This is a genomic window from Rhizobium sullae (assembly GCF_025200715.1).
GTDB classification, from domain to species: domain Bacteria; phylum Pseudomonadota; class Alphaproteobacteria; order Rhizobiales; family Rhizobiaceae; genus Rhizobium; species Rhizobium sullae.
The window spans coordinates 628243-640841 of record NZ_CP104143.1 but is presented as its reverse complement, the minus strand read 5'-3'; the positions used below and the strand labels follow the sequence as shown (position 1 = coordinate 640841).

Here is a 12599-nt window from a genome sequence, read left to right as displayed (position 1 = left end):
ATAAAATTAAGAGATTAGCAGGACAGGCTTTACCCTCAAAAGTAAGTTGCGGCCCGTTTCAACGAGCCGCCACCGGTCATTTTCAATATTTCGATTCGCCGTTTCAGTGAGTGGATCAGCGGCCCGGCGCCACGAGGCAGAAGAAGGCGCCCTGCGGGTCCGTCGCATTGATGATCCAGCTGCCGCCGGGCACTTCCATGGGACCGACGACTATCTTACCGCCGCCCGCATTGACGCGTTCGATGGCGCTGTCGATCGCAGGCACGTTGAAGTAATAGCCCCAATAGCACATCGGCACATTGGCGGGTTTGGTCATCATGCCGCCGATCTGCTTCCCATGTTCGGCGAAGATGCGATAGGCGCCCATCTCGCCCATGTCGAAATCGTGGTCCTTGGTCCAGCCGAATATCTTCGAATAGAAGGCGAAGGCTTCCTCCATGTTGCCGCCCATCAGTTCGTGCCAGCCGATATGGCCGGGCGTATTCATGGGCAGTTCCGGCTGCGGGTTTTCCATCGGCAGCGGCGTCATGATGCCGAGGACGGCGCCATGCGGGTCGGCAACGATGGCGAAGCGGCCGATCGTCGGGATATCTTCCGGCGGGCGGCGCACCTGGCCGCCGTTTGCCTCGTAATCCTTCGCCGTCTGGTCGACGTCGTCAACGCAGACATAGCCCGTCCAATTTGGCGGAATGCCCTGCCCTTCGAGTTCGGCCGGGAACGTCATCATGCCGGCAACGCCGCGGCCGTCCGCCTCGAAGATGGTGTAGGGAGGCATCTCCCCTATCGTCATCTCCTTCGTCGTCCAGCCGACGACCGAGCCGTAGAATTTTTCAGCCGCCGCGGTGTCGGGCGTCATCAGTTCGCACCAGATGAATTTTCCATGTGTATCGGAAGCCATGATCTTTTTCCTTTTCGTGCGTGTGAGGTCGGGCTTGGTTCGGAATCACGGCTTGCGCGTGTAATGCGCCTCCATGAACTGCTTCCAACTGCCGTCCGGCTGCTTGGCCGCCGAGTTGAACGTGCGGTGATCGTCGTCGATGAAGATGATCTGCTCGCGGTAATCCTGTTCGGCACCTTTGTTCTCGAAATCGGGGCCGCGGGTGTAGAGGCTGAGCACCTTGCCGTCCGGCGAGGCATCGCCTTCATAGACCCACAGATGGTCCATCATCGAGCCGATCCAAGTGCCGACATATTTACCCTTGGTGGCATTGTAGCCGAGGGTGAGCATGGTGGTGGCGGCACCTCCGCCCGGCATTTCGCCGTTGCCTTCGGCCACGAACCAGATGCCGTGCAGCGACCGCACGATCTCTGTCCATTGCTGGTCACCGCTCATTTCGGGCGCGGTGACATCCCATACGCCCACCAGCTTTTCGAGGAAGCGATGCTCCTCCAGCACTTGTGCTTTTTCCATCATCCTTCTCCCTTGGGTGATGTTCGCAGGTTTCAGTGACGGGATTGCGTCTTCGGAGCATCCTCGTATTCGTCGTGGCGCTTGACGAAATCCATCGTGCCGTTTTCGTTTCGGCCTTTCGGCGCGCGGTCGAGGATCATCAACGTGCCGATCAACTCCTCCGGCCCACGAGCGTAGCTAGAGTAGGTGTGGAAGATTTCACCCTTCTCGTTCTTGTAAAAGGAGCTGATGCCCGGCAGTTCGTCATGGGCCTCGGCGGGATCGATCGCCGTGAAATTATAGAAGACCTTGTCCTTGGCGAGATCTTCCTTGGTGAAGGAGACGTGGTAGTCGAAATTGAAATCGCTGCCGAAGGACGAGACCCACGGGAATTTCCAGCCCATGCGCTTCTTGTAGGCCTCGATCTTGGCAAGCGGCGCGCGCGAAACCGCGACCCAGGTGACGTCGTGATGGTTGAGATGCGGCAGCGCGCCATCCACGTGGTCTGAGAGGAACGAGCAGCCGGGGCAGCCGGCCTCCCAATCGGGACCGAGCATGAAGTGGTAGATCATCAGCTGACTGCGGCCATCGAAGAGATCGGAAAGGCTTTTCTTTCCATGCGGCGTGTCGAAGACATAGTCCTTGTCGACCGTGACCCAGGGCATGGCCAGGCGCTCGGCATTGATCCTGTCTCTGAGATGCGTTTCTTCTTTCTCCTTCAGAAGAAGCGCACGGCGGGCTTCGAGCCATTGTTCACGGGAAACGACTTGATTCTGCATCGCTTGCGCCCTCCTCCGGCGCCGCCGGCTCGGACCGGCATTCGTTTTCATTCACTTGACTAAATACATTGATATCAATAGAAATAGAGCATGTCAAACGTGATAGAAATTCCCCTTTCGACGACACTGCTGGTGCGGGACACCTGCCTGTGCCTGCATGTTCAGCGCGCCGCTCGGGCGCTTGCGCGGCTCTTCGACGATGCACTTCGTCCGGTCGGCCTCACCAACGGGCAGTTCTCGCTGATGATGTCGCTCAACCGGCCGGAGCCGCCGCCGATGGGTCCCGTCGCCAATCTTCTCGCCATGGATCAGACGACGCTGACGGCGGCGCTGAAGCCGCTGCAGCGCCGTGGCTGGGTAAATGTGACGCAAAATCCGAAAGACAAGCGGGGGCGGCTGCTCAGCCTGACGCCGGAAGGCAAAGCGGTGCTCACCGCGGCACTGCCGATCTGGAAACGGACGCATGCGGCGCTGGACGAGATGCTGCCGGACGGCAGCGGCGACCGGCTGAGAAGCGATCTGCGGGCGCTGGCGTAATTAGCGCGTAATGCGCTGGTCGTTGCCGAAATCGCCCCTGGCAAAGCCGATCCGCATCTTCGGAAACTCGCACAGCGCCTGAACGCCTGTTGCTGAAAGCCGGATGCGCCACGTCTGACGCTCGACCGGCTCGCGGGCGCTGAAGGCTCTCGCCGTCAGGAGCGCGATATTTTTGCCGTGGTGCGGATCGCGGACGGATTCGTAAAGGATCGCCTCAGTGCCGATCGCGCGGGCAGAATCGGCAAGCGCCTGGCAGGGTTCGTAGTTCAGCGGATCGGTCCATGCCGGGCGGTCGCGGTTCAGCGGCGGCACGGTCAGATCGAGCGCGGCCTTCGTCGCGACGAGAGTCGCAAAGGCGGTGTATTCGGCCGCATTCGCAGGCAGCGGCGTTTCAGGCGAATCCGCGAAAAAGAGCAGGCGATAGAAGGCCATTTCGGCGAGCGCCGTCTCCACCTTTTCGGAAGCGTAGAAGACACCGAGCGTGCGCCCGGCCCTGCGGAAGCGCGAGCCGTGCGGATAGACGGCACCGTAGCGGAACGGCGTGGCGAGCAGATAATCGAGACCGGCGCATTCCGGCGGCAGCGCCGGCTTGCTTTCCTCAAGGAGTGTCTCGAGCAGCGCCTGCTCCTCCAGCGTATCGACGAGCTTCAGCGTGGAGATATGATGCTGCGCCTCCACCAACCGCCAGAAACCGCCGGAGGCCGCGCAGGTTTCAGACGAGAGCGCGGCGGGCGTCCAGATAGGCAAGGACATCGGTTAATCCGGAAATGCTGACGATCTTTTCGAGCGGTGCGGCGCCGAGCACCCCGTTGGCATTGCGCAGCCATTGCCTTGCAACCGCCTCGTCGCCACCGACGATCGCGTCGAGCGAGCGAAAGAGGCGGACAAGCAGGACCGCCAGCTCAAAGGACTTGCTGCCGCGCTCCAGCAAGTGATCCTGCCGCTTCATGCGCGAGACGGTGGCTTCCGACACGCCGAGAACGGCAGCGAGCACACGGGCACTGATGCCAAGCCGATCCGCGGCACTGACCGCCGCCTTGGTGATCACCGCGGCTTCGGAGGTCCTGCGGCTGTCCTGAAGGTGCAACGAGGTCATCGGCATATCCTTTCCTTGGAAAGAATATAGCGAATTTATTTCAGATGAAAAGAGGGCGGCTTGTTTCTTCGCCCCGGCGGGAAGAAATGCAGAGCGCAGCGAGGCGATGAGGGGCTAGCGGCGCAGAGTGAACGTCTGAGCGAAACAAGGGCCGCGTTTGCCGCGCCGCCCCCCTCATCTGTCCTGACGGACATCTTCTCCCCAATGGGGAGAAGGGGAAGTTCGATTTAAGCCACCGTGACCGGAACTTCGGTCGAGGTGCGCATGGCGTGGCTGTAGGGGCAGACGATGTGGGCGGCGGCGGCGAGCTTTTCAGCCTCGGCCTTGTCCAGGCCAGGAATATTGACGGTGAGCGCCACTTCGATGCCGAAGCCCGTACCGTCTTCGCGCGGGCCGATGCCGACCTTGGCAGAAACCGTGGTGTCCTCCGGAATCTTGACCTTCTGCTGGCCCGCGACAAATTTCAGGGCACCGAGGAAGCATGCGGAATAGCCGGCGGCAAAAAGCTGTTCGGGATTGGTGCCCGTTGCGCCGTCGCCGCCGAGTTCTTTCGGAACCGTCAACGTCACGTCGAGGACGCCGTTTTCCGAAACGGCGCGGCCTGCGCGGCCACCGGTGGCGGAAGCTTTGGTCGTATAGAGAATGGGCATGTCTGTCTCCTTTGCGTTGGGGTTGGATTTCGTATAATGCACAATTAAATTGTACGCAAGTGAATTTTGCAAATTGCATTCGGAATCTGAAAAGAGGAGAATTGCACCTCAAAGGAACAGGATCATGAAAGCGCAGATGGCAAAGACGATGGAAATCCCGGAAGAGGAAAAGCGCCTGGAAAAGCAGCTCTGTTTCGCGGTCTATGCGACGGCGCATGCCTTCACGCGCGCCTACAAGCCGATCCTCGACAAGGTGGGCCTCACCTATCCGCAATATCTGGTGATGCTCGTGCTCTGGGAAAAAGCCGAACTGCCGGTAAAGACGATCGGCGAGCAGCTCGACCTCGATTCAGGCACGCTCTCACCGCTGCTCAAGCGGCTGGAGCAGACCGGGCTGATCAAACGCACCCGGGACGCACGCGACGAGCGGCAGGTGATCGTTTCGTTGACGCCGAAGGGCCGGTCGATGAAGAGCGAGGCGGGAACGATCATGGCCGCCATCGGCCAGGCGGCCGGTTGTACGCTCGACGAGATGGCGGAAATCCGCGGAGCCTTGCAGAAGCTGCGCGGGAACCTGAATGCAGCGGTGTGAGAAATCGCCCGCGCCTTTAAGCGCGGGCATTGGCAGAAAAGGCCTACTCGGCAGCCTGATAGGCAGGGGCGCGCAGCGGTGATGTCCGCGGGCCGAGGGCGGCGAGAATTACGACCGCTACCGCAAGCAGCGCCGTGAAGGCCACGCCTGCCACATACGGATCCCAGCCGAAGGACGGTGCCGCACCGAAGACCGCCGAAGCGGCTGCGAGCACGATGCCGCCGCCGATCTGGAAGGCGGCAAAGAGCATGCCAGAGGCCAGGCCCGATTTGTCTTCCTCGACATCAGCGAGTGCTGCGACCTGCACGGAGGGATAGGTCAGCGCGTAACCAAGGCCGAGCGGGATCTGCGATAGGACGACGAGCAGGATCGGATTGATGTGGCCGACGGCCGCGACCCAGAGGACGTAGCTTGCTGCCTGCAGCGCCACGCCGAGCGCCATGAGACTCGTGGTGCCGCGGCTCTGCGCGATCGCGGCAAAACGCGGAGCCAGGAACATGACGAAGACGCCGCCTAAAGCGAAGCAGAAGCCGGTGGCGAAGGCCGACCAGCCGAGTTCGTTCTGATAATAGAGCGTCGCGATGAACTGAAAGCCGACATAGACGCCCTGAAAGAGTGCGGCGACGGCATTGGCATGGCTGAGTCTTGCCCGGCGGAACATGGCAAGCGGCACCATCGGATCGGCATGCCGCGCCTCAACGGCAAGGAAGAGCAGGATGAGGACGGCTGCTGCAGCCAGCGCGCCCCAGGTGGGAAAGGCACTCCAGCCCTCGGCTGCGGCGTTGGTGATCCCGAAGACGAAGAGCAGCAGGCCGGGGGTGATGGTCAAGGCGCCTGCCCAGTCGAAGCGCGGGCGGGCTTCACCACGGCGTTCGTCGGCAGGCAGGACGAAGGGCGCGATCGCCAGCGTGAGGATCGCCACCGGAGCGCCCATGACGAGCGTCGCCCGCCAAGTGAAGATGGTGGCCGCACCGCCGAGTACCATGCCGAGCACGAAGCCGGCGGCGCCGGTGGAGGAGAAGACGCCGAGCGCCTTGGCGCGGGCGCTGCCCTCCCCGAAGACGGATAGCAGAAGCGCCAAAGCGGCCGGTGCGGTGAAGGCGGCGGCGATGCCCTTGACCAGACGGGCGGCAATCAATGTCGGCCCGCTGTCGACGAAGCCGCCCGCGATACTCGTAGCCGCGAAGACGGCAAGCGACCAGAGAAAGACGCGGCGATGGCCGAAGACGTCTGCAACGCGGCCGCCAAGCAACAAGAAGCCGCCATAGCCGAGAACATAGGCGCTGACGGCCCATTGCAGCGAGGTCGCCGGCATGCCGAGTTCGGCCTGGATGGCGGGAAGTGCGACGCCGATGGTCGAAACGTCCATGGCGTCAAGGAAATTGGCGGCGCAAAGCAACAGCAATGCCAGCCCCGCCCCGTTTCGAGATTTTGTGAGAGTCATCGAGATCGTTCCTTTTGCTGCCGCGAGGTTGGGAGGAGGAGCGGCAGAGGAACGAGAAAATGTACAGCTCCAAACACTATTGCAAATTGATAGTAACCATGTCAGGTATTACTGATAATGATGAATGACGCGATCCTTCGGAAAATCGACTTGAACCTCCTGCTCGCCTTTTCGGTGCTGATGCAGGAGCGCAATGTCAGCCGCGCAGCCGAGCGGTTGCTGCTGGGCCAGCCGGGACTTTCGGCGGCGCTGCGGCGGCTGCGCGAAGCGCTCGACGACGAATTGTTCGTCCGCGTCGGGCGCGGCCTGCAGCCGACGCCGAGGGCGCTCGCCATCGCGCCGGCAATCGAGGATGCGCTTTCCGGTATCGAGCGGGCCATCCGTCCGCCCGCCGCCTTCGACCCCGCCGACTGGAAGGGCGAGTTCCGCATCGGCCTGTGCGACAATCTCGAATCGGCCTTCTTCGGCCCGCTTGCCGCGCGCCTGCGCGAACTGGCGCCCGGCGCCCGGCTGGTGGGCGTTGCCTTCCACAAACGCGAAGCTGCACGCCTGCTCGACGAGGGGGCTTATGATTTCAGCGTCTCGATCCACGATGAGCCCGCCTCCTGGCATATCCGCGAGCCGCTCTTCGACCAGCGTTCGATCTCGATCTACGATCCGAACCAGGTCAGGCTGAAGACGCCGATGAGTATCGAGGACTTCACGCAGGTAGATCATGTCGGCGTGTCGTTCGAAGGCAGCAACAGCTCGACCAATGTCGACGTCGCCCTTGCCCGCCTCGGCCACAGCCGGCAGGTGGTGGCAACGGTGCCGCGCTTTTCCGCCCTACCGACGGCGCTGCAAGCCATGCCGGCGATCGCAACGATCCCGGAATCGATTGCGCGCTGCATGGCCAAATTGCACGGGCTAACGGTCTCGGTCCCGCCGATCCCGCTGCCGGCCGAACCGGTGACGATGCTCTACCGGCGCGTCGACCGGGCAGATGGACGTTCCGTCTGGTTCCGGCGCCTTTTCCTCGAGGTTGCCAGCGCCGCCCTCGAAGCATCCGGCTGCAGCGTGGGTATTTCCAGGGCCGCCGCCTAGCTGCGCCGCCACCAGAAGCCTCTTCTTCTCCTTGAAATATAAAGCCTTTTCCGTAATTCACGAAATGTGTTTGGAATATTGAGGAACGTGAGTTAAAACGTTTGCGCGACGTGATTTGGGGCTGGACGATCACAAGAGGAGGCACCGGCCGTTGAGGGCGCGATACGCATTGGGCAAATCCATCTCCGGGATTCTCTTCGCCGGATTGGCTGCGACAGGGTGCACGACGGCCGCCAAGGCGCCGACACCGTCAACACGCACTTCTTCAATCGTAAAACCTACCGCAGCCAAAGTGACCTACAATTACACTGCGCGTGACCGCGACTGCCTGAAGCGCGCGATGTATTTCGAATCCGAGCACGCGGATCGCGATGGCTATATGGCCGTCGGAACCGTCGTGATGAACCGGCTCACCTCACCCGCCTATCCCGACACGATTTGCGAGGTCGTAGCGCAGGAAAGGCAGTTCGCCCCCGGCGTCATGACCAGGACCGTTGACGCGACGGCCGGACCGGAACTCGATTCCGCCGTGGACGGCATTTTGCGCGGGCAACGGCATCCCGGCGTGCAGAACGCGATGTTCTTCCACACCGAGGGCCTGAAATTTCCCTATCGCAACATGCATTATGTCGTGGAAGCGGGCGGCAATGTCTTCTACGAAAAGCGCGGCAGGGATGGAGCATTGCAAACGCCGGCACCGCTGCCTGCCTATGAAGTGGCGATGAACTACGTTTCCGACCCGCGGCTATCTGGCTCGGTCCAGTTCGCAGGCGTGCAGCCGTTTACGACGTCCGCACAAATCGACGTGCTGCTGCCGGAGAAGGGGCCAATCCCGGAGGCCATGCCCGATGTGGCGGCCACGCTGGCACCGGACTCCACCACGACCTCCGCAATTCCGGCCGCCGCTCCAGCGGCCCCAGATATCGTCATGCCGCCTGAAGGCGCGCCGATCGCGCTGCCGACGCCCCGCCCCGCCTACAACAGCGCAGGGCTGGCTTCCGGTCATCTGCCAACGGGCGGCTGAGGAAGGGCCTCCTCCCGAGACCGGAGGAGGCCGAGGTTATTCATCACTGCCAGACGACGACCGGCGTCTTGGGGGGGACGCGATCATAAAGGTCGATGATGTCCTGGTTCAGCAGGCGGACGCAGCCAGACGAGACAGCCTTGCCGATCGAGCGCCATTCCGGATTGCCGTGCAAGCGATAGAGCGTATCCTCGCCATTCGAGAAGATATAGAGCGCGCGGGCGCCGAGCGGGTTCAGGAGGCCGGGCTCCATGCCGCCGCGTTCGATCGAATATTTGGCGAGTTCCGGCTGGCGGGCCACCATCTCGTTCGGCGGCTTCCAGCGCGGCCACTTCTGCTTCCACTGGATGACGCCGCTGCCGGACCAGGCAAAGCCTTCGCGGCCGATGCCGACGCCGTAGCGCATCGCCGTGCCGCCCGGCTGGACGAGATAGAGGAAACGCGACGGCGTATCGACGACGATCGTGCCGGGGCGCTCGCCCGTCGGGTCGATGACCTGCTGGCGATAATAGCGCGGGTCGATCTCCTGATACGGAATGGCGGGAATCAGGAAGCCGCCGTCCTCGATGGGACCGTATATCACGTCAAGCTCGGCATCCGAGGGAGCGGGCGTCGTTTGGAAAGGGCGTGGAAAACGGAAACCGGCGGGCTGGACGCTCGGTGCCGACGTTGAGGCGCAGCCGGCGAGCGCGGAGGCCGCCGTCAAAGCCGAAAAAGAGAGAAAGCTGCGGCGGGAGAGAGATTTTTCGAGACTCATGCGCGGGACGGATTTCCTTCTGTCGCGGGGATGGCCGTCATACAGCACCCCGGTTGGTTCATTCAACGCCGGTGACGGGCAGAAATCTATCTGCCGCCGCCAAATAAACCATCCCTTCACGCAGTCGTGTCCCCGTGCGGGCAGACGATATCGCCTGCCCTGTTGCGCGGCTACATCACAACGATCTCGGCCTTTGCCGGAACGCGGTCGTAGAGATCGACGACGTCCTGATTCAGCATGCGCACGCAGCCCGACGAAGTCGCCTTGCCGATCGACTGCCAATCCGGTGTGCCGTGCACGCGATAGAGCGTATCCTGGCCATCCTTGAAGATGTACATAGCGCGAGCGCCGAGCGGATTTCCAAGGCCCGGGTTCATGCCGCCGTTCTCGGCCGCGAAGGGGCGGATATCCGGCTGGCGCGACACCATTTCGTCAGTCGGCGTCCAGCGCGGCCATTTCTGCTTCCATTGGATGATGCCGCGGCCCGACCAGGCGAAGCCCTCGCGGCCGATGCCGACGCCGTAGCGGATCGCCTTGCCGTTCGGCTCGACTAGGTAGAGATGGCGGGCTCGGGTATCGACGATGACCGTGCCCGGCCTTTCCTGCGTCGGGTAATCGACTTCCTGACGGAGATATTCGGAGCTCACGCGGCTAACCGGAATGGCAGGCAAACGAAAATCGCCATCGCGAAGCTCACCGTACAGGGCGGCGTTTACCGGATTGGTAACCGGCAGGCCGTAGGTCCGACTATAATTCGCACCCGGCAGACCGTAGGTCTGATTATACAGCGTTGGCGGCTCGATATCGCGCCTCTGCGGCACCGGCGTATCCACCGCCTTGACGCGCATCGGGTCGACACCGGGTGGACTATAGAAGACCGGCGACGTCTCCTGCACGAAGCGGGCCGGATCGGTCGCGCCCGTATCTGGGATGAGGATGTTGCAGCCACTTAGGCCGAGGGCCGCCACGGCAAGGCCGGCAAAGGGGAACACCCGGCGCGAAAATTCCATAAACCCACCCTTTATGCATGGTCAGCGGAGCGATATCTGGCGGGAGGATGGCATTTGCGGCTGGCGTGAAGCTGGCGGCGGCGGCCAGTTTCACGAAATGGACCATTACACGAGAACAACACCGTGGCCGTAGACGGCCGCCAGTTCGCGCACGAGCTGTGCTTCATGTTCGGTGAGCTTGCGGACATCGACAAAGCGCCAGTTGCGCTCATAGAGCGCAAAGGCTTCCTTTGCGGAAATGGCACATTGAGGATCGCGATCCATCAGGAGCGATTTCAGCTCCGGAAAGTCGTTCGGAATGATCTCGTCTGTCATCTGCTCAGTCATGCAGCCAATATAGTCCATCGCGTCCAAAATTGCAGTACCTTGTCAGAACATCCTGCGCTCAGGCAGACTCGCCTGAGCGCAGATAAGACACTCTAATTTCAACAGCCGCCGTGGGTTCCGGTTCCGATAGCGTCGTAGCTGCTTATACCGGCAACGGCTTGCCGGCCTGCTCGCTGACGATGTACTCGGCGTACCAGTTCGGCCAGCCCTCATCGTGCTCGCCCGTCAGCTTCTCGTGCTCGCCATGCGCGGCTGCCGCACGCTGGAGCGCGGCTGAAAGCTCCGTCGGCGAGGTGAAAGTCGTGGCGTCCGCATCCACGCGCCCGGGCAATCGGGCGGTGATCTCCTGGAGCAGCCAGCCGTTGCCGTCCGGATCGCTGAACGAGGCGAACGAGCGGTAGCTACGATGTTCGGGATCCCGGCCGCTGAGCCGGAGCCGCCCGAACAGGTAGGGTTCGTCCGTGCCGGCATACAGGCCGCCAGCATCGTGGAACACCTCGCTGATCTCGACGCCGCGATCAAGGAGCTGGTTGCGGGCTGCCTCGATGTCGGAGACGATCAGGTAGAGGCCCTGAGCGGAGCCTGGCGCTGCTGCGGTGACGTTTTTGCCGAAGATGACCGAGCCATTGGAGCCCGGCGGCGTGAACTGAATCACTCGGTAATCATCGCCGGAGGCGTAGTCGGCGTCGAGCCGCCACCCGAGGTTCGCGTAGAACTCCTTGGCACGATCCACGTCCAAAACGGGGATGACGACAATCTCGAGCTTCATGTCGATGGTCGGAACTCTCGGGGTCTCTATTACAGTTTCGCTATGCACCTGGGTATTGCTCATGTCGAGCTCCTTCGGTTTGGGTGCTTTTGAGAGTGGCGAAAAATGCAAAGCGAGTGGAACACAGCGCAGGCGCGCAGTCGAATCAATTATCCTTCGGCTTTGGCGGGCTCATGCCGCCACACTGCGGAAAAAGCGGATGCTTTGCTCAATCTCGGCAGGAAGCGCCGAGGTGTGGTTTCCGGCGGCCGTATCCGCCTCGATGTGGATGCCGACGGCACGGGCGCGGCGGGCAAGCAGGCCGGCACGATCGTTGAAATGATCCTCTTCCGTGCCGTGAACGACGCGCACCGGGCATTTGAAGCTCTGTGCGTAGCAGAGCGCCGAGCGAACCTCGAATTCATGCCTGTTGCCCTCATCGAAGCGGATGTCCTGCGGATAGCGGTTGAAGAAGCGGAAGGCGTCCGGATTGCCGGAAATCGGCGCGGCGGCGCGGAAACGGTGCGTACTCATGGCGGCAAGCATGGTCAACGTGCCGCCGATGCTGTGGCCAGCGACAAACAGCCGGTTCGGATCGACGCCGGGCAGATGCGCCAGCCGGTCGGCGGCGGCAAGAACGTCGTCCACCTCGTCATAGAAGCCGGAAAAATTGCCCATCTGGCCATTTTCGCCACGGACGGATGGCATCAGCACCACGAAACCTCCATCGGCATAGGGCTTCAAGAGTTGCCACTGGCCGACCCCCATGGCATTGCCGCCATGAAGGAAAAGCACGCCAGGCTTTGCGTGGCGCCCGCGTTTGTATTTGCTGATCCAAGCGGCCAGTTCGAGCTCGCCGCCGGCGTGGGAGCGGTAGAATATCTGCTCGCCGTCCGGTGGTGCGGCCAAGGCCTCGTATTTGTCCGGCGCAGGACCTTTTTGAAGCAGCCTGGTGCGGAAACGGTGGCGGACCTTGGCATAGTCGCGGGCGATCAGGCGCGGCTGATCAGGAACATTAAAGGCGGAGGCTGCGTGGGGCAGCACGAGAGCGCCTGCGATACCGGCGAGTACAGCGCGGCGTTGGTGAAAAAAGGCATTTCGATCGTCGAAGGACATGACACAGCACCCAACAACCCCCGGGGCATTCAAATATCTGCACCGG

At 62.1% G+C, this 12599-nt stretch carries 16 protein-coding genes; 4 read left to right on the top strand and 12 right to left on the bottom strand.

What is annotated here, in order from left to right; genetic code table 11:
• Positions 1-115: 115 nt before the first annotated feature.
• From N2599_RS03195 to N2599_RS03185, 3 genes are read right to left on the bottom strand one after another with little or no spacing between them, the layout of a single operon-like run.
• Positions 116-898 (bottom strand): VOC family protein, encoded by a 783-nt coding sequence (locus tag N2599_RS03195; RefSeq protein ID WP_027507619.1) that lies wholly within the window; start codon positions 896-898, stop codon positions 116-118.
• Between the two features lie 45 nt (positions 899-943).
• Positions 944-1414 (bottom strand): DUF1579 domain-containing protein, encoded by a 471-nt coding sequence (locus N2599_RS03190; protein WP_037140636.1) that lies wholly within the window; start codon positions 1412-1414, stop codon positions 944-946.
• A 29-nt stretch (positions 1415-1443) separates the two neighbouring features.
• Positions 1444-2169 (bottom strand): DUF899 domain-containing protein, encoded by a 726-nt coding sequence (locus N2599_RS03185; protein ID WP_027507621.1) that lies wholly within the window; start codon positions 2167-2169, stop codon positions 1444-1446.
• 90 nt (positions 2170-2259) lie between these two features.
• Between N2599_RS03185 and N2599_RS03180 the strand changes: the two genes are divergently transcribed.
• Positions 2260-2706 (top strand): MarR family winged helix-turn-helix transcriptional regulator, encoded by a 447-nt coding sequence (locus N2599_RS03180; protein WP_027507622.1) that lies wholly within the window; start codon positions 2260-2262, stop codon positions 2704-2706.
• On the opposite strand, the gene N2599_RS03175 is transcribed toward N2599_RS03180, so the two are convergent.
• The 3 genes from N2599_RS03175 to N2599_RS03165 form a co-directional block, all read right to left on the bottom strand.
• The gene (locus tag N2599_RS03175) at positions 2707-3459 is read right to left on the bottom strand and encodes an RES family NAD+ phosphorylase (RefSeq protein WP_027507623.1); all 753 of its coding nucleotides are present in this window, start codon (positions 3457-3459) and stop codon (positions 2707-2709) included.
• Positions 3419-3802, bottom strand: coding sequence for an antitoxin Xre-like helix-turn-helix domain-containing protein (locus N2599_RS03170; RefSeq protein ID WP_051336426.1), 384 nt, complete (start codon positions 3800-3802; stop codon positions 3419-3421). Before N2599_RS03170 ends, N2599_RS03175 begins: the two co-directional genes overlap by 41 nt.
• 227 nt (positions 3803-4029) lie before the next feature.
• Positions 4030-4452, bottom strand: a complete 423-nt coding sequence (locus N2599_RS03165) for an organic hydroperoxide resistance protein (RefSeq protein WP_027507625.1) — start codon at positions 4450-4452, stop codon at positions 4030-4032.
• A gap of 124 nt (positions 4453-4576) precedes the next feature.
• Here N2599_RS03165 and N2599_RS03160 point away from each other — a divergent pair, with 124 nt between their 5' ends.
• Complete coding sequence (locus N2599_RS03160) at positions 4577-5044, top strand: MarR family winged helix-turn-helix transcriptional regulator (RefSeq protein ID WP_027507626.1); 468 nt, start codon at positions 4577-4579, stop codon at positions 5042-5044.
• A 43-nt stretch (positions 5045-5087) separates the two neighbouring features.
• Here N2599_RS03160 and N2599_RS03155 read toward each other — a convergent pair whose 3' ends face one another.
• Positions 5088-6488 carry an MFS transporter gene (locus N2599_RS03155; protein ID WP_027507627.1) on the bottom strand — a complete coding sequence of 467 codons (1401 nt, stop codon included), beginning with the start codon at positions 6486-6488 and terminating at the stop codon, positions 5088-5090.
• A 117-nt stretch (positions 6489-6605) separates the two neighbouring features.
• On the opposite strand from N2599_RS03155, the gene N2599_RS03150 reads away from it, so the two are divergent.
• Entirely contained in the window at positions 6606-7571 is a 966-nt protein-coding gene (locus N2599_RS03150) for a LysR family transcriptional regulator (protein ID WP_027507628.1), read from the top strand.
• A gap of 151 nt (positions 7572-7722) precedes the next feature.
• Positions 7723-8595: a cell wall hydrolase gene (locus N2599_RS03145; protein ID WP_037140648.1), complete on the top strand. Its 873-nt coding sequence runs from the start codon at positions 7723-7725 to the stop codon at positions 8593-8595.
• Between the two features lie 43 nt (positions 8596-8638).
• On the opposite strand, the gene N2599_RS03140 is transcribed toward N2599_RS03145, so the two are convergent.
• From N2599_RS03140 to N2599_RS03120, 5 genes are all read right to left on the bottom strand, one after another.
• Positions 8639-9352, bottom strand: a complete 714-nt coding sequence (locus N2599_RS03140; protein ID WP_027507629.1) for a L,D-transpeptidase — start codon at positions 9350-9352, stop codon at positions 8639-8641.
• 170 nt (positions 9353-9522) lie between these two features.
• A complete protein-coding gene (locus tag N2599_RS03135; protein ID WP_027507630.1) occupies positions 9523-10362 on the bottom strand; it encodes a L,D-transpeptidase in 840 nt (279 codons plus the stop codon).
• A 105-nt stretch (positions 10363-10467) separates the two neighbouring features.
• Entirely contained in the window at positions 10468-10707 is a 240-nt protein-coding gene (locus N2599_RS03130; RefSeq protein WP_260307784.1) for a hypothetical protein, read from the bottom strand.
• Positions 10708-10831: 124 nt separating this feature from the next.
• The gene (locus tag N2599_RS03125; RefSeq protein WP_027507632.1) at positions 10832-11521 is read right to left on the bottom strand and encodes a VOC family protein; all 690 of its coding nucleotides are present in this window, start codon (positions 11519-11521) and stop codon (positions 10832-10834) included.
• Positions 11522-11629: 108 nt separating this feature from the next.
• Complete coding sequence (locus tag N2599_RS03120; RefSeq protein WP_027507633.1) at positions 11630-12553, bottom strand: alpha/beta hydrolase family protein; 924 nt, start codon at positions 12551-12553, stop codon at positions 11630-11632.
• Positions 12554-12599 lie beyond the last annotated feature (46 nt).

Coding starts and splice junctions, on each gene's coding strand:
- N2599_RS03195 (WP_027507619.1), bottom strand. CDS start 898: ATGGCTTCCGATACACATGGAAAATTCATCTGGTGCGAACTGATGACG.
- N2599_RS03190 (WP_037140636.1), bottom strand. CDS start 1,414: ATGATGGAAAAAGCACAAGTGCTGGAGGAGCATCGCTTCCTCGAAAAG.
- N2599_RS03185 (WP_027507621.1), bottom strand. CDS start 2,169: ATGCAGAATCAAGTCGTTTCCCGTGAACAATGGCTCGAAGCCCGCCGT.
- N2599_RS03180 (WP_027507622.1), top strand. CDS start 2,260: ATGTCAAACGTGATAGAAATTCCCCTTTCGACGACACTGCTGGTGCGG.
- N2599_RS03175 (WP_027507623.1), bottom strand. CDS start 3,459: ATGTCCTTGCCTATCTGGACGCCCGCCGCGCTCTCGTCTGAAACCTGC.
- N2599_RS03170 (WP_051336426.1), bottom strand. CDS start 3,802: ATGACCTCGTTGCACCTTCAGGACAGCCGCAGGACCTCCGAAGCCGCG.
- N2599_RS03165 (WP_027507625.1), bottom strand. CDS start 4,452: ATGCCCATTCTCTATACGACCAAAGCTTCCGCCACCGGTGGCCGCGCA.
- N2599_RS03160 (WP_027507626.1), top strand. CDS start 4,577: ATGAAAGCGCAGATGGCAAAGACGATGGAAATCCCGGAAGAGGAAAAG.
- N2599_RS03155 (WP_027507627.1), bottom strand. CDS start 6,488: ATGACTCTCACAAAATCTCGAAACGGGGCGGGGCTGGCATTGCTGTTG.
- N2599_RS03150 (WP_027507628.1), top strand. CDS start 6,606: ATGATGAATGACGCGATCCTTCGGAAAATCGACTTGAACCTCCTGCTC.
- N2599_RS03140 (WP_027507629.1), bottom strand. CDS start 9,352: ATGAGTCTCGAAAAATCTCTCTCCCGCCGCAGCTTTCTCTCTTTTTCG.
- N2599_RS03135 (WP_027507630.1), bottom strand. CDS start 10,362: ATGGAATTTTCGCGCCGGGTGTTCCCCTTTGCCGGCCTTGCCGTGGCG.
- N2599_RS03130 (WP_260307784.1), bottom strand. CDS start 10,707: ATGGACTATATTGGCTGCATGACTGAGCAGATGACAGACGAGATCATT.
- N2599_RS03125 (WP_027507632.1), bottom strand. CDS start 11,521: ATGAGCAATACCCAGGTGCATAGCGAAACTGTAATAGAGACCCCGAGA.
- N2599_RS03120 (WP_027507633.1), bottom strand. CDS start 12,553: ATGTCCTTCGACGATCGAAATGCCTTTTTTCACCAACGCCGCGCTGTA.